Annotated in this window: 16 protein-coding genes; 12 read left to right on the top strand and 4 right to left on the bottom strand. The window is 73.1% G+C overall.

Features of this window, described 5'->3' with window-relative positions:
- Nucleotides 1-68 precede the first annotated feature (68 nt).
- From ABFX51_RS32055 to ABFX51_RS32015, 9 genes are all read left to right on the top strand, one after another.
- Nucleotides 69-668, top strand: a complete 600-nt coding sequence (locus tag ABFX51_RS32055; protein ID WP_346055929.1) for a DUF998 domain-containing protein — start codon at nucleotides 69-71, stop codon at nucleotides 666-668.
- Nucleotides 665-2599: a glycosyltransferase gene (locus tag ABFX51_RS32050; protein ID WP_346055928.1), complete on the top strand. Its 1935-nt coding sequence runs from the start codon at nucleotides 665-667 to the stop codon at nucleotides 2597-2599. Before ABFX51_RS32055 ends, ABFX51_RS32050 begins: the two co-directional genes overlap by 4 nt.
- A gap of 81 nt (nucleotides 2600-2680) precedes the next feature.
- Nucleotides 2681-4291: an ABC transporter substrate-binding protein gene (locus ABFX51_RS32045; RefSeq protein ID WP_091505453.1), complete on the top strand. Its 1611-nt coding sequence runs from the start codon at nucleotides 2681-2683 to the stop codon at nucleotides 4289-4291.
- The gene (locus tag ABFX51_RS32040) at nucleotides 4288-5259 is read left to right on the top strand and encodes an ABC transporter permease (protein WP_091505642.1); all 972 of its coding nucleotides are present in this window, start codon (nucleotides 4288-4290) and stop codon (nucleotides 5257-5259) included. The genes ABFX51_RS32045 and ABFX51_RS32040 overlap by 4 nt, the downstream gene beginning before the upstream one ends.
- A complete protein-coding gene (locus ABFX51_RS32035; protein WP_091505452.1) occupies nucleotides 5252-6088 on the top strand; it encodes an ABC transporter permease in 837 nt (278 codons plus the stop codon). Before ABFX51_RS32040 ends, ABFX51_RS32035 begins: the two co-directional genes overlap by 8 nt.
- A complete protein-coding gene (locus ABFX51_RS32030) occupies nucleotides 6081-7649 on the top strand; it encodes a dipeptide ABC transporter ATP-binding protein (RefSeq protein WP_346055927.1) in 1569 nt (522 codons plus the stop codon). Before ABFX51_RS32035 ends, ABFX51_RS32030 begins: the two co-directional genes overlap by 8 nt.
- Nucleotides 7646-8662 carry an LLM class flavin-dependent oxidoreductase gene (locus ABFX51_RS32025; RefSeq protein ID WP_091505450.1) on the top strand — a complete coding sequence of 339 codons (1017 nt, stop codon included), beginning with the start codon at nucleotides 7646-7648 and terminating at the stop codon, nucleotides 8660-8662. The genes ABFX51_RS32030 and ABFX51_RS32025 overlap by 4 nt, the downstream gene beginning before the upstream one ends.
- Nucleotides 8663-9274: 612 nt before the next feature.
- Complete coding sequence (locus ABFX51_RS32020; protein ID WP_346055926.1) at nucleotides 9275-10570, top strand: RNA polymerase subunit sigma-70; 1296 nt, start codon at nucleotides 9275-9277, stop codon at nucleotides 10568-10570.
- A 28-nt stretch (nucleotides 10571-10598) separates the two neighbouring features.
- A complete protein-coding gene (locus ABFX51_RS32015) occupies nucleotides 10599-11078 on the top strand; it encodes an SRPBCC family protein (RefSeq protein ID WP_091505448.1) in 480 nt (159 codons plus the stop codon).
- A 46-nt stretch (nucleotides 11079-11124) separates the two neighbouring features.
- Here the strand turns inward: ABFX51_RS32015 and ABFX51_RS32010 are convergent, their stop codons facing one another.
- Nucleotides 11125-11868 (bottom strand): SDR family oxidoreductase, encoded by a 744-nt coding sequence (locus ABFX51_RS32010; RefSeq protein WP_091505447.1) that lies wholly within the window; start codon nucleotides 11866-11868, stop codon nucleotides 11125-11127.
- Nucleotides 11869-11988: 120 nt separating this feature from the next.
- Here ABFX51_RS32010 and ABFX51_RS32005 point away from each other — a divergent pair, with 120 nt between their 5' ends.
- Nucleotides 11989-12846 carry a LysR family transcriptional regulator gene (locus ABFX51_RS32005; RefSeq protein WP_091505446.1) on the top strand — a complete coding sequence of 286 codons (858 nt, stop codon included), beginning with the start codon at nucleotides 11989-11991 and terminating at the stop codon, nucleotides 12844-12846.
- A 3-nt stretch (nucleotides 12847-12849) separates the two neighbouring features.
- On the opposite strand, the gene ABFX51_RS32000 is transcribed toward ABFX51_RS32005, so the two are convergent.
- Nucleotides 12850-15267 carry a CHAT domain-containing tetratricopeptide repeat protein gene (locus ABFX51_RS32000; RefSeq protein WP_091505445.1) on the bottom strand — a complete coding sequence of 806 codons (2418 nt, stop codon included), beginning with the start codon at nucleotides 15265-15267 and terminating at the stop codon, nucleotides 12850-12852.
- Nucleotides 15267-16316 (bottom strand): hypothetical protein, encoded by a 1050-nt coding sequence (locus tag ABFX51_RS31995; RefSeq protein WP_346055925.1) that lies wholly within the window; start codon nucleotides 16314-16316, stop codon nucleotides 15267-15269. The genes ABFX51_RS32000 and ABFX51_RS31995 overlap by 1 nt, the downstream gene beginning before the upstream one ends.
- A gap of 74 nt (nucleotides 16317-16390) precedes the next feature.
- Here ABFX51_RS31995 and ABFX51_RS31990 point away from each other — a divergent pair, with 74 nt between their 5' ends.
- Nucleotides 16391-16753 (top strand): hypothetical protein, encoded by a 363-nt coding sequence (locus ABFX51_RS31990; protein WP_346055923.1) that lies wholly within the window; start codon nucleotides 16391-16393, stop codon nucleotides 16751-16753.
- On the top strand, nucleotides 16753-17550 hold the full coding sequence (locus ABFX51_RS31985; RefSeq protein WP_346055922.1) for a hypothetical protein: 798 nt from the start codon (nucleotides 16753-16755) through the stop codon (nucleotides 17548-17550). Before ABFX51_RS31990 ends, ABFX51_RS31985 begins: the two co-directional genes overlap by 1 nt.
- Nucleotides 17551-17822: 272 nt before the next feature.
- On the opposite strand, the gene ABFX51_RS31980 is transcribed toward ABFX51_RS31985, so the two are convergent.
- The coding region (locus ABFX51_RS31980; protein ID WP_346055920.1) for a hypothetical protein at nucleotides 17823-18070 on the bottom strand (248 nt) is incomplete at its 5' end.

The raw sequence follows: 18070 nt of genomic DNA, 5'->3' as shown, positions 1-18070 counted from the left end.
CAACATGATCAACTACCGGACCGGCCAGCCGCCCACCGGGTTACGAGACATCCCTTAGCGTCGGTGCCGTGACGACGAGAGCGCATGCCGAGTTCGCCGTGATCGCGGCCGTCGGCGCGGTGCTCGTGGTCGGCTACCTGGACTTCGCACTGGTCCGCCTCGTCGACCCGATCACCGATCCGGTCAGCGACTACGTGTTCCACAACGGGTTGCTGTTCGTACTGGCCGTGGCGTTGCTGATGGCGGGCGGGATCGCGACCCTGGCCGGGGCGAGCCGCGCCGGTGTCGTACCGCCGAGGTCAGCGATAATCCTTTTTAGACTATGGATTGCCGGACTGGCCCTCGTGGCGGTGTTCCCCGCCAACCCCACTGTGGACGTGTCGACCACCTCCGGCAGCATCCACCGGCTCGGCGGCGCGGTCTTCCTGACCTGTCTCCCCTTCGCGTCATGGCTGCTGTCCAGGACCCTGGCAGCAGATCCACTGTGGACGATCACCGCAGAGCGGCTCCGGTGGTGCGCGCTGGTGACCTTCGTGACCGGCGGGCTCTTCGGCCTCGCGCAGTTCCTGCCCTGGCTGCCGCTGGGCCTGCTGGAGCGGATCGCGCTGGCCGCGCAGGTGCTGCTGGTCGTCGTGCTGGCGCTGGAGATCAGGCGGGTGGCGCGATGATCGTCCTCGCGATCCTGCTCGCCGTGGCGGCGGCCTCCTGTTTCGCCGCCTCGGTTTCCCTACAGCACGGTGCGGTGCGCGAGACCGGCCACGGGCTGTCCCCGCGCCTGATGCGGTCGCGCCGCTGGCTCGCCGGGACCGCGCTGGGGGCGACCGGCGCCGGCCTGCACGTCGTCGCGCTCGCGCTGGCGCCGCTGGCGGTGGTGCAGCCGATTGGCGTGCTGAGCCTCGTGCTCACGGTGGTGTTCAGCAGCCGCGCCCGGCTGTCCGCGGTGCTGGCGGTGTGCGTCGGCACGGCAGGGTTCGTCCTCGTCGCCGCCACGTCGACCGCCGCGTCGGCCGACGTGGACCCCGTGGGCGTGCAGGCGCCGGTGCTGGGCGCGCTCGTGCTCGCCGGCCTCGCCGTCGCCGTCAGAGGGCGGCTGCGTTGCCTGCTGCTCGCCACGGCCGCGGCCGTCCTTTTCGGACTCGGCTCCGCACTCATCAGGGCCGCCACCCAGGACTTCGCGCTGTGGCCTGCCGCCGAATCCGCGGTGCTGATCCTGCTGGGCGGCTGGCTGGTGCACCGCGCCTACGACAGCGGCTCCCCGGCGGTCGTCGTGGGTGCCACGACGGTCGTCGACCCCATCACCGGCGTCGCCGTCGGGCTCTGGCTCTACGGCGAGTCGGCGGTGCTGGCACCGGGGCAGGCGGTCGCACTGGCGGCCTTCGCGGCCCTCTCCGTCACCGGTGTGCTCGTGCTCGCGAAAGAAACCCCTCCACAGAAAGGAACCCGCATGCCGCACGGCGACGGGCTGAAGATCCTCATCGGCGCGGACACGTTCCCGCCGGACATCAACGGCGCGGCGAACTTCGCCGGGCGGCTCGCGCAGGGCCTGGCCGGGCGCGGGCACGACGTGCACGTGGTCAGCCCCGCGACCGCGGTGCCGATCGGGGCCCGTGGCATCACGCGGCACCCGGTGTCCTCGGTGCGCACCCCGTTCCACCCGACGTTCCGCGTGAGCCCGCCGTGGCGCGCGATCCGCGAGGCGGAGGCGGTGCTGCGGCGGGTCCGGCCCGACGTGGTCCACGTCCAGTCCCACTTCCCGGTCGGCCGCGCGGTGCTGCGGGCCGCCCGCAGGCAGGGGATCCCGGTGGTGGCCACGAACCACTTCATGCCGGAGAACCTGCTGGGGTACGTGCCGGTGCCGCGCGCGCTGCGCGGGCCGGTGGTGCGGTGGGCGTGGCGTGATCTCGTGCGGGTGTTCGGCGCGGCACAGGTCGTCACCGCGCCGACGCCGCGTGCGGTGGACCTGCTGACCACCCACGGCATGCCGGGCAGCCCGCTCGCGATCTCGTGCGGGATCGACCTCGCGCACTACCCGCCGCACGAGACCGCCGGGAAGACGGTGCTGTTCGTCGGGCGCCTCGACGCGGAGAAGAACGTGGACGAGCTGATCAGGGCGGTGGCCGTGCTGCCGGACGTGCGGGCGGAGATCGTCGGCGACGGCGGCTGCCGCCTGGCGCTGACCGCGCTCGCCCGGGAGCTGGGAGTCGCGGACCGGGTCCGCTTCCGCGGGTTCGTGTCCGACGCCGAACTCGCGCACGCCTACCGCGAGGCCGACCTGTTCTGCATGCCGGGCACCGCCGAGCTGCAGAGCCTCGCCACGATGGAGGCGATGGCGGCGGGACTGCCGGTGGTGGCCGCCGACGCGGTCGCCCTGCCGCACCTGGTCAGGGACGGGGTCACCGGGTTCCGGTACCCGCCCGGCGACGTGCCCCGGCTGGCCGCGGCCATCGGGGAGGTCCTCGGCAGCCCGGCCACGGCGACCGCGATGGGCAGGGCGGGCCGCGAGCTGGTCTCGCGTCATGAGATCGGGCACACCCTCGACGCCTTCGAGGCCGCCTACCGGAGCTGCTGGGCGGAGGAGCCGCTACCCGCGGCCGGCTGAGCCGGGACGTCCACTGTGGACAGCGGATTTCAGTATCTGGGAAGTCGTCCGGAAGGCCCTCCCGCGTTTTAGCGTGATCGTGTGTCCCTCCGATCCGCATCCCGTCTCCTGCCTCTCGCCGCCGTCCCTGTGCTGCTCGCGGCCGCCTGCTCGGCGGGCGCGAGCAGCACCGACGCCGGGCCGCCCCGGCCCGGCGGCACGCTGACGCTCGCCGTCGGCTCGAACCCCGACTGCCTGGACCCGCAGCAGGCCAGCACGAACGCGAGCCTCAACGTGGGGCGGCAGCTCGTCGATTCGCTCACCGACCAGGACCCGCGGACCGGCGAGATCAAGCCGTGGCTCGCCGACACCTGGCAGGTCAACGCGGACGCCACGAGCTTCACGTTCCACCTGCGCCCCGGTGCGACGTTCTCCGACGGCACCCCGGTCGACGCCGCGGCCGTCAAGACCAGCTTCGACGGCATCAAGGCGCTGGGCGTCAAGGCGGCGCTGGGCTCGGGGTACCTGGCCGCGTACCGGGGAGCGGCCGTCGTGGACCCGCAGACCGTGCGGCTGGACTTCTCCGTCCCCAGCGCGCAGTTCCTGCAGGCCAGCTCGACGATGTCGCTCGGCGTGCTCGCCCCGGCCGCCTACGCGAAGACCCCTGACCAGCGCTGCCAGGGGGACGGGCTGATCGGCTCCGGGCCGTTCGTGTTCACCAGCTTCAAGCAGAACTCGGACGTCGTGCTGAGCAAGCGCAAGGGCTACGCGTGGGGCTCCTCGCTGTGGCAGCACCAGGGCGAGGCGTACCTCGACGCGATCGACTACAAGATCGTGCCGGAACCGGGTGTGCGCACGGGCAGCCTGCTGTCGGGGCAGCTGTCGGCGACCACCGAGGTGCAGCCGGTCGACGAGGCGCAGTTCCAGGGCGGCGGTTTCGGCGAGCAGACGCGGCCCAACCCGGGCATCGTGTTCAACCTGCACGCCAACACCACGCGCGGCGTGCTGACGGACGAGGCCGTGCGGCAGGCGGTGAGCGCCGGGATCAACCGGCAGGAGGTCGTCGACACCGTCCTGAGCCCGAACTACAAGCCCGCTACCAGCATCCTCGCCACGACGACCCCGCTGTACACCGACCTTTCGCCGGAACTGGCGTACAACCCGTCCCGCGCCACGCAGCTGCTCGACGCCGCGGGCTGGGTCCCCGGGCCGGACGGCATCCGCGTCAAGAACGGGCAGCGGCTGTCCGCGGCGGTCATCTTCTCGCCGGTGTTCAACCAGAACCAGAGCGTGCTGGAGCTGATCCAGCAGCAGCTCCGCAAGATCGGCTTCGACCTGCGCATCGAGCTGCACACCACCGCCGAGACGACGCAGCTGCAGCAGGCGGGGAACTACGAGTTCCTCTGGTACAACGTGACCCGCGCCGACCCGGACATCCTGCGCAACATCTTCTCCACCAAGGCGGGCAACCGCAGCAAGCTGGCAGCGGGCAACCCGCTCGACGCCCAGCTGGACGCGCAGGCGGCCGCGCTCGATCCCGCGGTGCGGAAGCCGGCGGCGGAGCAGGCGCAGCGGCTGGTCGTCGAGCACGCCTACGCCATCCCGGTGTTCGAGCTGACCCAGGTGGTCGCGTTCGGGCCGCAGGCGCACGCGATCGGGTTCGAGGCGTCGTCGCGGCTGCAGCTGTTCGACACGTGGGTGTCGGGCTCGTGACCGGCTACCTGCTGCGGCGGGCCGGGCAGGCGCTCGTCGTGCTGTGGGCGGCGTTCACGCTGTCGTTCGTCCTGCTGTACCTGCTGCCGGGTGACGCCGTGCTGGCGAAACTCGGCGGTGGTGAGGCGGCGGCGACCGTGACGGGTGCGCAGCTGGCGCAGGCGCGTGCCGAGTACGGGCTGGACGACCCGTGGCCGGTGCAGTACGGAAAGCGCTTGCTGTCGGCGCTGCACGGCGACTTCGGCCGGTCCATCGCGACGGGTGACAGCGCCACGCACATGGTGGTGGCCGCGTTGCCGCCGACACTCGCGGTGGCCGGGCTCGGGCTCGTGCTGGCGGTCGTGCTCGGTGGCGGGGCCGCGCTCGCGGGCACGTACACGCGGGCGCGCTGGCTGGGCACGCTGCTGCTTTCACTGCCACCGCTGGGCATCTCGCTGCCGGTGTTCTGGGTGGGCCTGGTGCTGGTGCAGATCTTCTCGTTCCAGCTGCGGCTCCTGCCCGCGCTGGGCAACCAGGGGTTCGCGTCGGTGATCCTGCCCGCGCTGACGATCTCCCTGCCGACGGGAGCGGTGATCGGGCAGGTGCTGGCGAAGAGCCTGCGCACGCAGCTCGCCGAGCCGTACGTCGAGACGGTGCGGGCCAAGGGCGCTTCCCGGTCCCGTGTCCACTTCGGACACGCCTTGCGCAACGCCGCGATGCCCGTGCTGACGATGGTCGGCGTGGTCGCCGGACAGCTGCTCGCGGGCTCGGTGGTGACGGAGACCGTGTTCTCGCGTGACGGGGTCGGGCGCATCACCACCTCGGCGGTCACCGGGCAGGACATCCCCGTCGTGCAGGCCGTGATCGTGCTCGCCGCGTTCTTCTTCGTCGTGGTGAACCTCGCCGTCGACCTGCTGTACCCGCTGCTCGACCCGCGGGTGCGGCGGGATCCGGTGGCGCGGGCCGGGAAGGAGCTGGTCCATGGCTGACGTACTCGCGGTGCGCGCCCGCGCCGGGTTCGTGCTGCGGCGGCCCGGGCTGGTGCTGGCGGTGCTGGTGCTCGTCGTCGTGGTGGCGTGGGCGCTCGCGCCGGACCTGTTCACCTCCTACGACCCGCTCGCCGGGGTGCCGCGGCAGAAACTCCAGGCCCCGTCGGGTGCGCACCTGTTCGGCACCGACGAGACCGGGCGCGACGTGTTCGCGCGCGTGGTGCACGGGGCCGCGCTTTCCCTGCGGGCCACGGTTTCCGCGGTGCTCATCGCGCTGGTCGCCGGGTCGGTGCTCGGGCTCGTCGCGGGTGCCCGTGGCGGCTGGCTCGACTCGGTGCTGATGCGCGTGATGGACGTGCTGCTCGCCGTGCCGCCGATCCTGCTGTCGCTGGCGCTGGTCACCGGGCTGGGGTTCGGCACGACGAAGGTCGCGATCGCCGTGGGCGTGGCGAACGTGGCGCACTTCGCGCGGCTCATGCGTGCGGAGGTCCTGCGTGTGCGGGGCAGCGTCTACGTCGAGGCGGCCCGCGCGGGCGGGGTGCGCTGGTTCGGGGTGCTGACCCGGCACATCCTGCCCAACGCGGCCGGGCCCGTGATCGTGCTGGCCGTGCTGACGTTCGGCACCGCGGTGCTGGAGATCTCCGCGCTGAGCTTCCTCGGCTACGGCGCGGCGCCACCCACGCCGGAGTGGGGCTCGCTCGTCGCGGGCGGGCGCGCGTACCTCGCGAGCGCGTGGTGGATGACCACGCTGCCCGGGCTGGTGATCGCCGCGGTGGTGCTGTCCGCGAACCGCGTTTCCCGTGCCCTGGAGGGAGAACGGCATGACTGACCTGCTCGTGGTCAAGGACCTCGCGGTGTCCTACCGGGTGCGCGGCGGTACGGTGCCCGCGGTGCGCGGGGTCGACTTGTCCGTCCGGAGTGGACAGTGCCTCGCCGTGGTCGGCGAGTCGGGCTCGGGCAAGAGCACCACCGCGCACGCGGTGCTCGGGCTGTTGCCGAAGGGCGGCCGCCTGGAGCGCGGGTCGATCACCTTCGACGGGCAGGAGCTGACCGGGCTGTCCGAGAAGGCGTGGCGGCAGGTGCGCGGGCGGCGGATCGCGTTGATCCCGCAGGACCCCGGCGTGTCGCTGGACCCCGTGAAGCGCGTGGGCGACCAGGTCGCGGAAACCCTGCTGGTGCACGGGCTGGCGACCCGCCGCAGTGCGCCTGCCGAAGCCGCGGATCTGCTGCACCGCGCGGGGATCGACGACCCGGCGCTGCGGGCGCGGCAGTACCCGCACGAGCTGTCCGGTGGGCTGCGCCAGCGGGTGCTGATCGCGGCGGCGCTCGCGGGCAGGCCGCGGCTGGTCGTCGCGGACGAGCCGACGAGCGCACTCGACGTGACCGTGCAGCGCCGCATCCTCGACCACCTGCAACAGCTGGCCTCCGAGGAGAACCTCGCGCTGCTGCTCATCACCCACGACCTGGGCGTCGCCGCCGACCGGGCCGACGAGATCGCGGTGATGTCACAGGGGGTGGTCGTCGAACGCGCGCCGAGCGCGGAACTGCTGGCCACCCCGGGGCACGCCTACACGCGGCAGCTGCTGTCCGCGGCGCCCAGCCTGTCCGCCGAACCACTGCGCCCGCGGCGTGCCGAGGGAGAGCCGCTGGTCGAGGTTTCGGGACTGCGCAAGGACTTCGGCCCGGTGCGGGCGGTGGACGACGTGTCGTTTTCCCTCGCTCGCGGGCGGACTCTGGCGCTGGTCGGCGAGTCCGGCTCCGGCAAGTCCACCACCGCGCGCCTGCTGCTGCGGCTGGAAACCCCGGGCGCCGGGACGATCCGGTTCGACGGGCAGGACGTCACCGGCCTGCGGGGCGAGGCGTTGCGGCGGCTGCGGCGGCGGATGCAGCTGGTCTACCAGAACCCGTACGCGGCGCTGAACCCGAAGCTGACGATCGCCGACCTGGTGACCGAACCGCTGCGGGCGTTCAAGGCGGGCGGGCGCGGTGACGCGGCGTTGCTGGACCAGGTCGCGCTGCCGTCGAGCATGCTCAAGCGCAAACCCGCGGAACTGTCCGGCGGGCAGCGGCAGCGCGTCGCGATCGCGCGGGCGCTGGCGTTGCGGCCGGACCTGGTGGTGTGCGACGAACCGGTGTCCGCTTTGGACGTTTCGGTGCAGGCGCAGATCCTCGACCTGCTGGTGCGCCTGCAGGACGAGCTGGGGTTGGCGTACCTGTTCATCTCGCACGACCTCGCCGTGGTGCGGCAGATCGCTGACAGCGTGGGGGTGTTGCGTGCGGGGAAGCTCGTCGAGTACGGCCCTGCGGACGAAGTCCTGCACCGGCCCTCGCACGAGTACACGAAGGAACTGCTCGCGGCGATCCCGGGACGGGCGAAGGAGGTGGCGTGAAGTTCGCCTTGTTCTCGCTCGTCGCGCACTACGGCGGCGGCAGCCAGCACGAGCGGTTGCGGCGCGTGATCGACGAGGCCGTGTTCGCGGAGGAGCTGGGGTTCGACGCGTACGGGGTGGGGGAGCGGCACGGTGAGCCGTTCCTGTCTTCCGCCCCGCCGGTGCTGCTCGCGGCCGTCGCGGAACGCACGGCACGCGTGCGGCTGCTGACCACGCTGACGGTGATCAGCGTGCTGGACCCGGTCCGCGTCGCCGAGGACTACGCGACGGTGGACCAGCTGTCGGGCGGGCGGCTGGAGCTGATGATCGGCAAGGGCAACGATCCCCGGCACTTCCCGCTGTTCGGGCTGGAGGAGGCGCGGCAGTGGGAGTACCAGGAGGAGAAGTTCGAGCTGCTGCGGCGGCTGTGGTACGAGGAGGAGGTGACGTGGTCGGGCCGGTTCCGGCCGCCGCTGGACGCGGTGACCACCCAGCCGCGGCCGTTCACCGCGCGGCCGCGGATCTGGCACGGCAGCGCGTCGAGCACCGAGTCCACCGAGCTGGCGGCCAAGTGGGGTGACCCGCTGTTCACCGCCAACGGTTTCCACCCCAAGCGGAAGTACGCCGAGCTGATCGACCACTACCGCCGCCGCTGGGTGGACTACGGCCGCGACCCGGCGGATGCGCTCGTCGGCTCGGGTGCGGGCGGGCTGTACGTGGCGAAGACGTCCCAGGAGGCGGTGGACGGGTTCCGGCCGCACTTCGAGGCGCTCGTGAAGACCCCGGCGTACCAGCACAACCGGTCGGAGTTCACGACGCTGGAGGAGAAGATCGCGGGTGGCTCGGCGCTCGTCGGCAGCCCGCAGCAGGTGATCGACAAGATCGCCGACTACCACGCCTCGTTCGGGCACCAGGTGCAGGCGGTGTCCGTGGACGGCCTCGGCGCCGGCGAGGCCAGGGACGTGCTGGAGTTGTTCGCGGCGGAGGTGATGCCCGTCGTCCGGCGGGAGCTGCCGTCCGCGGTGTGGGGGTAGGAGTTGCGTAACGCGGGGTGGGGTGACGGAATGCAGAACCCTTGTCGGCGGCCAAGGGGGTAGCCACCGCCCGGCCGGGAGTTGCGTAACGCGGCGCCGGGGTGACGGCTGGGGCATGCAGGGCAAGTCGCCACCACCGAAGCGGCGCCGTGTGAGAGAAGCCGCCGTCCGCGGTGTGGGGGTAGCCGCCCGCAGGTGGGAGTTGCGTAACGCGGGGTCGCGCCCGTCGTGCGGCGGAACCCCCGTCCGCGACCAAGAGGATAGCCATCGCCCACCAGGTGGGAGTTGCGTAACGCGAGGCGGGGTGACGCCTGGGACATGCAGGGCACGGCGCCACCACCGAAGCGGCGCCGTGCGAGAGAAGCCGCCGTCCGCGGTGTGGAGGTAGCCAGCGCCCAGGCGCGAGTTGCGTAACGCCGGGTCGCGCCCGTCGTGCGGCGGAAACCCTCGTCCCCGGCCAAGGGGGTAGCCACCGCCCGGGCGCGCATTGCGTAACGCGGCGCCGGAGTGACGGAATGCGACACCCTCCTCCCCAGCCAAAGGGGTAGCCACCGCGCCCGCCACCGGGTAGGAATTGCGTAACGCGAGGCGGGGTGACGGAAGGCGGACGGGGTGGCCGGGGACTGCGCGGTGTGCGGCAAGCCGCTGCCTCGTCGCGGGCGTGGCCGGGGTGCGGTCTACTGCTCGGGCGCGTGCCGTCAGCGGGCCTACCGGACGCGCCGGTCGCCCTCCGGGGAGGAGGCCGTCACCGGACTCGTCGCCGAGATCGAGCGGCGGGTCAAGGGGCTGGCGCTCCGGCCGCCCGGCACGTTCTACGAGGACGTCAGCACCCTGTCCACCCAGGTGGGGCGCCTGCGGCGGATCGCGCGGCTAGCGGCCGAAAACGTCACGCCCGACGCCGTTACGGAATCGCCGGGCCTGGACGAGATCGCGTTCGCCGGGCTGGTCGAGCCGCACCGGGGTGAGCTGCGCGTGCACTGCTACCGGATGACCGGCTCGTACGACGACGCCGACGACCTGGTCCAGGAGACGCTGCTCAAGGCGTGGCGCCACCGCGACGACCTCGAAGACCTCGATTCGGTGCGGTCCTGGCTGTACCGCGTCGCCACCAACGCCTGCCTCGACTTCCTCCGCCGCGCCCAACGCAGGCCACTGCAGTACGAGCCGGTGCCGGGCATCGACTCCGGAGACGGCGAGCCACCGGCCCGTTTCCCCTGGTTGCAGCCCTATCCCGACGAGGCGGACCCGGACGTGGCCGCCGTGTCGCGGGAGACGATCGAGCTGGTTTTCCTGGCCGCGATCCAGTTCCTGCCACCCCGGCAGCGGGCCGTGCTGATCCTGCGGGACGTGCTCGACTGGCCCGCCGACGAAACCGCGAAGCTGCTCGGCATGACCGTCCCCGCCGTCAACAGCGCGTTGCAGCGCGCCCGGCCCACGCTGCGGGAACGGCTGCCCGGCAGGCGCGCCGACTGGAGCCTGGGGCAGGCCGGCGCGGAGGAACGCGAGACGCTCCGCCGGTACATGGCGGCCGCCGAGCACGCCGACGTGTCCGCGATGGCCGAGCTGCTGAGCGCCGACGCCGTGCTCACGATGCCGCCGAACCCGGTGTGGTTCACCGGCCGCGACGCGATCATCCGCCAGGTCGGGCCGGTGTTCGACCCGGGCTCGCCGCGGTACTTCGGCGAGTGGCGGTACCTGCCGACCTCGGCCAACCGCATGCCCGCCGCGGCCGGGTACGTGCGGCGGCCGGGCACCGCCGTGTACCGCGCCCAGCTGCTCGACGTGCTGCGGGTCGAGAACGGGCACGTCGCCGAGATCACCACCTTCGAGCCGCACCTGCTGCCCGCGTTCGGCCTGCCGCTCACCCTGCCGATGAGTGATCGCGCCGGCGTGCGTCGTAGGGGATGACACGGTTGCCGAACCCAAGGAGCACGACATGACCAGCACCTCGCCGATCCGCATCGAGCGCAGCTACCCCGCCCCCGCCGAGCGCGTGTGGGAGCTGTGGACGACCGCCGAAGGCATCCAGCGGTGGTGGGCCCCGGACGGCTTCACCGTCCGCGTCGACGAGCTCGACCTGCGCCCCGGCGGCACCCTGGCCTACACGATGATCGCCACCGCCCCGGAGCAGGTCGAGTTCATGAAGAGCGCCGGGCTGCCGCTGGAAACGCCGTCGCGCAAGACGTTCACCGAGGTCACGCCGGTGAGCCGGCTGTGCTACACGTCGCTGGTCGACTTCGTGCCCGGCGTCGAGCCGTACGAGGCGCTCACCGAGGTCGAGCTGCGCCCCACCGCCGAGGGCGTCGAGGTCACGATGACGATGGAACCCCTGCACGACGCCGTGTGGACCGAGCGGCTGGTGCAGGGCCGGGGCAACGAACTCGACAACCTGGCGAAGGTGCTGGGCGAGTCGTGACGCCGGGGGAGGGGACGGCGGGCCGCCGTCCCCTTCGGTGCGGCCGTCAGAGCTGTGAGGCGCCGCCGTCCACGGGCAGCTCCGCGCCCGTCGTGTAGGTGGCGTCGAAAGCCAGGAACAGCACCGCCTTCGCCACTTCGGCCGGGTCGCCGAAGCGCCGCATCGGGTTGCGCGTGGTCATGTCCTCCCTGGTCTGGTCGGCGGCCTCCTTCGGCAGGGTCTTGTCGAGGATGCCGGTCTCGATGGGGCCGGGGCTGACCGCGTTGACCCGGACGCCGCGGGGCAGCAGCTCCTGCGCGAGGCTGCGGGTCAGCGAGCGCAGCGCCGCCTTGCTGGCGGCGTACACGCTGAGCATCGGCAGGCCCCGGACGTTGGCCACGGACGTCGTCAGCACCACACCGCCGCCGGGCGCCAGCAGCGGGGCCAGTTTCTGCGCCGTGAAATACGGGCCCTTGGTGTTGACGGCCAGTATTTCGTCGTACAGCTGTTCCGGGGTTTCCTCGAAAGCCGAGAAACCGGTGATCCCCGCGTTGAGGAACAACGCGTCGATCGTGCCGAACTCGGTTTTCACCCGGTCGGCCAGCTCGTCGATGTCGGTCATCGACGAGCTGTCACTGCGGACGGCGATCGCCTTGTCTCCCAGCCTTTTCGCGGCATCCTCCAAAGTGGACTCGGTGCGCCCGGTGATCAGCACCCGTGCGCCTGCGGCGACGAGCAGCTCGGCCGTGTGGAAACCGAACCCGCTGCTCCCGCCGATGATCACCACATTCTTTCCGTCGTACTTCCCCATTGTGCTGAAACCTCTCCGGTTCGTTCTGGTATTTCCCAGTCAAGGCGAACCCGGGGCGGCTGTCCAAGACCTGTTCCGCAGGACGCCATAGCCGATCGGTATGACGCGTACCCTGGTGCTGTGCCTGACGTTCCCGATCTCGATCTCCGGCTGGTGCGGTACTTCACGGTCGTCGCGGAGCACGAGAACTTCGGCCGCGCCGCGACCGCGCTGCACCTCGCGCAGCCCTCGCTCAGCCGCCAGATCCAGCGGCTGGAGGACCTGCTGGGCGTCCGCCTGCTCGACCGCGGCCCCCAGGGCAGCAGTCTCACCGACGCGGGCCGGGCGTTCCTCCCGCAGGCGCGGGCGCTGCTGCACACCGCCCGCGAGGCCACCCTCGCCGCCCGCGCGGCCGCCCCGCGGCCCACGCTCACCATCGGCTACATCGAGGACTTCGTCGTGACGCCGGTGGTGCGGGAGCTGCGGCACCGCCACCCCGGCGCGCGGATCACGGCGCGCCACCTCGACTGGCACGCCGCCGGCGCGCTGCTCGAACACGAGGTGGACGCGCTCGTCGCGCGGCTGCCGATGGCGCTGCCCGCCGCGCAGGTCCAGGTGACGGTGCTCTACGAGGAGCCGTTCGTGCTGGTCGTGCCCGCGTTCCACCGGCTGGCGGGCAAGGAGTCGGTCTGGCTGGACGACCTCGTCGGCGAGGGGCTCGTGACGTGCAGGCAGACCGGCGCGGCCTTCACACCGCCCGAGGACGTGACGGTCGTCGAGAGCATCGAGGACAAGCTGGAGCGCGTCGCGGAGGGGCGCGCGAGCGGCCTGCTGCCCGCCGGTGACCGGCGGCTAGCCCTGCGCCCGGACCTGGTGGCCATCCCGGTCGAGGACGCCGAGCCCTGCCGGGTGGTGGTGGCGACGCGGGCGGCCGATCCGAACCCCCTGCTGCCCGCGTTCCGGGCGGCGGCGAAGGCGCACCTCACAGCGGCTGCTTGAGGGTCAGCGCCCCAGGTGCGCGAAGGCCGCCCACGCCACCGGGTCGTGCCAGTACCGGTCGCGCAGGGCGAGTACGGCCTCGTGCACCGCTTCGGCCGGGTGCCGCGGATCGCGCCACACCGCGGCCGCGACCTCCGGTGCGGTCAGGTCGTGGACCGGCCACAGGGTCGCGACGACGTCGCGGTAGCCGATCAGCTGGAACGCCGCCCCGAGGTGGATCGCCTCGTCGAACAGCCCCGCTCCGCCCAGCGCGGTGCGGCACGCGGACAACACGGCGACCTGGGCGTCCCGCAGGTCGAGCGCGACGAGGTCGGCCAGCCGCAACGGCCCGTCGTACAGGTGGAGCGCGTTACCGCTGGGCGCGGACAGGTCCTGGTCGCCGTGGCACGCGAAGTGGACGTACGGGTGCGCCGGGAGTTCGCGCACGACAGCGGTTCTCGTCGCCGCCGGACCGGTCAGCACGGTGCCGGGGTGGAGCGCGGCGAGCCGGGCGGCCTCCTCGGCGGCGCCGGGCAGCGGGTCCGCACCCGGCGCGTCGGGCACCGCCGTCACCAGCAGACGTGGCGGGGCCGTCCCGTCCTCGGGGCGCCGGGCGTGGATGAGGCTGCGCAGGCTCGGCGTGTACGAGGACACCGCCCGCTCGAGCACCGAGTCGCCCGGACGGCCGTCGTCGGGATCGTGGTATCCCGCCGCGTGCAACGGAAGCGCGCTCAGCGGGCCCGTCGCCGACCACCAGATCCTCGTCCGGCCGCCGGGCCGGCAGCCGAGGAACTCCGTGACCGGGCCACCGACGGCGTCCCACAGCCACTCCAGGCACGCGAGCACCGCCTGCCGCGCCGGGCCACCGCGGACGGGCTCGGAAACCGCTTCCAGGCACCGGTAGGTCCACTGTCCGGCGGCGGTGGCGTCCAGGCCGGGCAAGGGCAGGACCGTCACACCGTCGCTCGTCGCGATGAGCGCGTCGCAGCGGAACCGGTTGGCGTTGACGAGCACGACCGGACCGTCCACAGTGGCCTGCCGCAGTTCGCGGAAGGGCGCGGGGCGCAGGAAGTTCCCGAACCCGTCGAGGTCCCGCACGGTCGCCAGCAGCTCGTCCCACTCGCGGGCGAGGCGACGGCGTTCGTCGGGGTCGGGGCTCGGCGGGTCGAGCCGGGTCCGCAGGGCGTCGAGCCGGTCGGCCAGGCCCGGATGGGCATCGGCCAGCGCGGCGATGTCCGTCCGGGTTTCGAACAACTGGCTCCACAGCACCCCGCGGCTCTGTTCCAGCAGCTCGACCGCCCGCTCCGGCTGCCCGGCCGCGATCGCGGCTGCGGCCACTTCGGACGGCAGCCCCGCGTACTCGCGCAGGAGCTGCTCGTGGCGCTCGCGGTCGAGGCCGCGCCACACGAGCAGCGGCAGCAGGTCGACCGCGGCCGCGTAGTCCTCCAGCGCGTCGGCGAGGGGACCGCGGCCGCTCTGGTAGAGCGCGGCCAGCGTCGCGGCGAGCAGCCGCATCCGGATCGGCCCGGTCCCGTCCCTGGCGGCGCGCAGCACCGCCACGGCCTCCGCGGAGTCGGACTCGCTGCCGGTGCTCTCCGCGCGCAGGTGCAGGCAGATGCCGAGCCCGGCCGCCACGTCCGCGGCGAGGTAGGGCAGCTCGCCGGTGTTCCGCAGGAGGAAGCGGCCGATGTCGATCGCCTCGTCCAGGTCGGCCGGGTCCCCGGACTTCTCGAACCGGTCCCGGCAGGCGCGGGCGAGCGCGTTGAGCGCGGGGATCCGCTCGGCCACGTCCGGCGGCAGCAGCTCCGCCGCCCGGCGGAGCAGGGTGATCCCCTCGTCGAGGTCCGCGACCGTGCCGTGCAGCCGGTACCGCTGCACCAGTGCCAGCCCCAGGTTGTGCACCACGTGCGCGTAGTGTCCGGCCCCGGGCGGGCAGAACTCGACGGCGCGTTCGCCCGCGTCGATCGCCTCGTCCAGGTCTGCCGGGTCCATGGTGTGCCGGTAGCGGTTCTCCAGCGCGGCACACAGGTTGCCCAGCAGCACCGAGTCGTAGGGTTCGCCGGTCAGCGCTTCCCGGAGCACGTCCACCGTGCGGCGGAGGTCGGCGGGCTCGCCGAGGTAGCCGAACCGGCGGTTGAGCGCCCCGCTGAGGTTGACCAGCGCGACCTTGCGGTCCGGGTCGCCGCGGGGCAGGGCGCGCGCCACCTCGGTGAGCGCGGTGACCGCCTCGTCGAGCGCCTCCACGGCGGCGTTCCCGGAGAAGGCGGCGGTGAGCGCGGTGGCCAGCGCCAGCCGGCACTCCACGCCCCGCGGGTGCTCCAGCGGGGTCACCGCGACGGCGTGGCGCAGCAGCGGGACCGTGGCGGCGTAGTCCGCCGCGTAACCCGCGTCCGCCGCACGCCAGTAATCCGCCAGCGCCTCCTCGCGCACCCGGTCGGACATCAGCGCAGCGCGTCCTGGGCCGCCCGCAGGTACTGCGCCGCCATGTCCCGGCGCTCCGGGTCGGGGGACGTCGTCGCGACCACCTCGAACAGCCTCGCGGCCTGGGCGACATCGGCCCGGTCACCGGTCGCCTGGTGGCGCAGCCAGTGGAAGTAGGCGAGGTCGCCGATGTACTCCGCACGCTGCGGGCGGTGCGGCCCCACCGCTTCGGCGGCCTTGCGCACGGAGTCGATCGCGCGGTCGAGGTCCTGGTGGCGGCCCGCGGCGTGGTAGCGCAGGCCCAGCGCGTACCCGAGGTTGTGGTTGCGCACCGGCCATTCCACGTGGTCGCGCGGGGTGCGGGGGATCGCCTTCTCGAAGAGGTCGATCGCGCGGTCGAGGTCGCCGGGGTCGCCGGTCAGGTCGTGGCGCAGCCGCAGCGCGGCGCCGAGGTTGTTCAACGCGGTGCCGTGGCTCTCCCCGGCGGTCAGTTCCGCGGCGGCCAGGCCCGTGCGCACGGCCTCGTCGACGGCGGCGGGGTCGCGGGTCAGCTCGTACATGCTGATCCAGCACGAGCAGGCACTGGTCAGCAGGTCGCCGCGGCCGGGGTGGTCGATCGTCGCGGCCGCCAGCGCCTGCTCGAACAGGTCGATCGCCTGCCGCAGCACCGCCGGGTCCCCGCGTGACATCCCGTGGTCGGCGAGGTTGAGCGCCTTGCCGCCCAGCCGTTCCGGCCGGTCGTAGCCCGGCAGTCCGGCGATCGCCTGGACCGTGATGAGCAGCAGGGTGGTGAAGGTCGCGGGCGCGGCCTGGGTGACCGGCGCCAGCAGCCGCGCGACCTCCCGGATGTCCGGCGGGGCCTGGCCGGGGCGCAGCAGTCCTTCGCGGCACAGCCGGAGGCTGCCGAGGAGGGTCATCACGTCGATGTAGTCGGGGGAGCCCGCTTCGGTCACCCCCGCCAGCGCCGTTTCCAGCCCGTCGGGATCCGCGGCGGCGCCGGTTTCCCCGGCGAGGTACCGGCGCAGCCTGCCGTCGAGTTCCCGCTTGATCCCCTCGCGATGCGAACGCACCCGTCCACTTTGCCGGTTACGGGTGCGTTCCGTCACGGGATCCGTCAACATAAGTCCCCGGACGGGAGGTGGAGGTGCGGGAGGACGCTGCGCTGGCGAGGTGGTGCGAGAACCTGCCGCGGCTGCGGGAGGAGGCGGCGCGGACGGGTGCCGCCGCGCGGCTGGACCGCGAGATCGCGCGCGTGCGCGACGGCGGGTCGGCGGTTTCGGCGTGCCGGAAGTGGCTGGACACCGAGCCCGCGGGCGGCGTGCGCTCGTGGGCCGAACCGCCCGGGGCCGCGATCGCCGGACTACCCGGCTCGCCACCGGTGACGTCCGTGGGCGCGGGCGCCTACCGCTGCCCGCGGCAGCGGTGCTCCCGCACGGCGGGCCGTGACGAGCACGGGCACGTGCCGGGCTGCGCGGCGTTCGACGTGCCGATGGTGCCGGGCCGCTGATGGTCTCGTTCCTCACCGAGGCGGGCAAGCGGGTCGCCGCCCGCTGGTTCACCCAGATCCTGCTGCCGGGCCTGCTGCTGGCCGCGATCGCCGTGAGCGGGTGGGTGCTCGGCCACGCGCACGCGTTCGACGTGGACCGGCTCGCGTCGGCGGCGGAGCGCGGCGCGGGCCGCAAACAGGTCCGGCTCGCGGTGGAGGTGGCGGTCGTGGTCGTGGGAGCGGGCGTGGCGGGCACGCTCGCGCGCGGTCTGGGCACGGCGGTGCGGCGATTCTGGTTGCGGGAACGGGCATTGCTCGCGCCGAGGTTGCGGCGTGCCCGCGCGGTGGAGGCGGCGAAGAAGCGGGGCGCCGAGCCCGTCGCGGCATACCTGCCCGCGAGGCCGACGTGGTTGTCCGACCGGCTCCGGCTGGTCGAGGTGCGGGTCCGGGCGCAGTACTGGTTCAGCGCGGCGCTCGCGTGGCCGCGGATCTGGCTGCTCACGTCCGAGGAGTTCCACGCGCCGGTGCGCAACGCGAGAGCCAGGTTCGACGACGCGTGCGCCCTCGCCGGGTGGGCGGTGCTCTACCTGGTGGTCGGCGTGTTCTGGTGGCCGGCGGTGGTCGTCGCGGTCGTGGCGTTCGTGGTGGCGTGGCGCCGGGCGCGGGTGTCGCTGGAGGAGTTCGCGACGCTCGTCGAGGCGGCGATCGACGTGCGGTGGCGGGATCTCGCGGAGGCGCTGGGCATCGCCGTGCAGGGCGAGTCCCCGACCCCCGCGGAAGGCGCGCTGATCGACGACCGGTTGCGCAAGGGTTCCTGAGGCAATCTGCCTGGCGTCCGGTTTCTGTGCGTGGGCGGGGCGGCGGGCGTAGCGTCGGTGACCGGAGTCACAGCTACACAAAACGATAAAACCTTTGATTACTTCTGGCGCCGGCGAGCGGGATCCTCTACCGTCCCAGACTTAGTAAAGGTTTTGATCGTTCCGCCACGCTCCCGACGACGGGAAGGGACTGCCGATGACGCCCAGCCCCGAAGCCGCTTCCGGCGGCACCGCCACGCCCCCCGCCCGCGCCAGCACGCCGGGTGCTCCGCCTAGCGGCGCGACTCCGGTTGGTGGCACTGCGGCTGGCGCAGCCCCGGCCGCCGCTGCCACTCCGGCTGGCGCCACTGCGCCCGGCCGGGCCACTTCGTCGGGTGGCCACACCCGGCCTGCCGCCGCCGCTGCGCCTGGTGGCGCCGCCCCGCCTGCCACCGGCAGCGCCGCCCCGGTTGCCGCCACCACGCCCGGCCACGCGACCGTGCCCGGCACTGCCACTTCGCCCGGCGCCGCCACTCAGGAC

This window comes from Amycolatopsis dongchuanensis, from assembly GCF_039542405.1.
GTDB classification, from domain to species: Bacteria; Actinomycetota; Actinomycetes; order Mycobacteriales; family Pseudonocardiaceae; genus Amycolatopsis_E; species Amycolatopsis_E sacchari.
Note: the sequence above shows the minus strand (reverse complement) of the source record. Positions and strands in the feature narration are given on the sequence as shown.

What these genes read in the sequence shown, in the direction of transcription:
- ABFX51_RS32050 (WP_346055928.1), top strand. Translation starts at nt 665, where the DNA reads ATGATCGTCCTCGCGATCCTGCTCGCCGTGGCGGCGGCCTCCTGTTTC.
- ABFX51_RS32035 (WP_091505452.1), top strand. Translation starts at nt 5,252, where the DNA reads ATGGCTGACGTACTCGCGGTGCGCGCCCGCGCCGGGTTCGTGCTGCGG.
- ABFX51_RS32030 (WP_346055927.1), top strand. Translation starts at nt 6,081, where the DNA reads ATGACTGACCTGCTCGTGGTCAAGGACCTCGCGGTGTCCTACCGGGTG.
- ABFX51_RS32015 (WP_091505448.1), top strand. Translation starts at nt 10,599, where the DNA reads ATGACCAGCACCTCGCCGATCCGCATCGAGCGCAGCTACCCCGCCCCC.
- ABFX51_RS32010 (WP_091505447.1), bottom strand. Translation starts at nt 11,868, where the DNA reads ATGGGGAAGTACGACGGAAAGAATGTGGTGATCATCGGCGGGAGCAGC.
- ABFX51_RS32000 (WP_091505445.1), bottom strand. Translation starts at nt 15,267, where the DNA reads ATGTCCGACCGGGTGCGCGAGGAGGCGCTGGCGGATTACTGGCGTGCG.
- ABFX51_RS31985 (WP_346055922.1), top strand. Translation starts at nt 16,753, where the DNA reads ATGGTCTCGTTCCTCACCGAGGCGGGCAAGCGGGTCGCCGCCCGCTGG.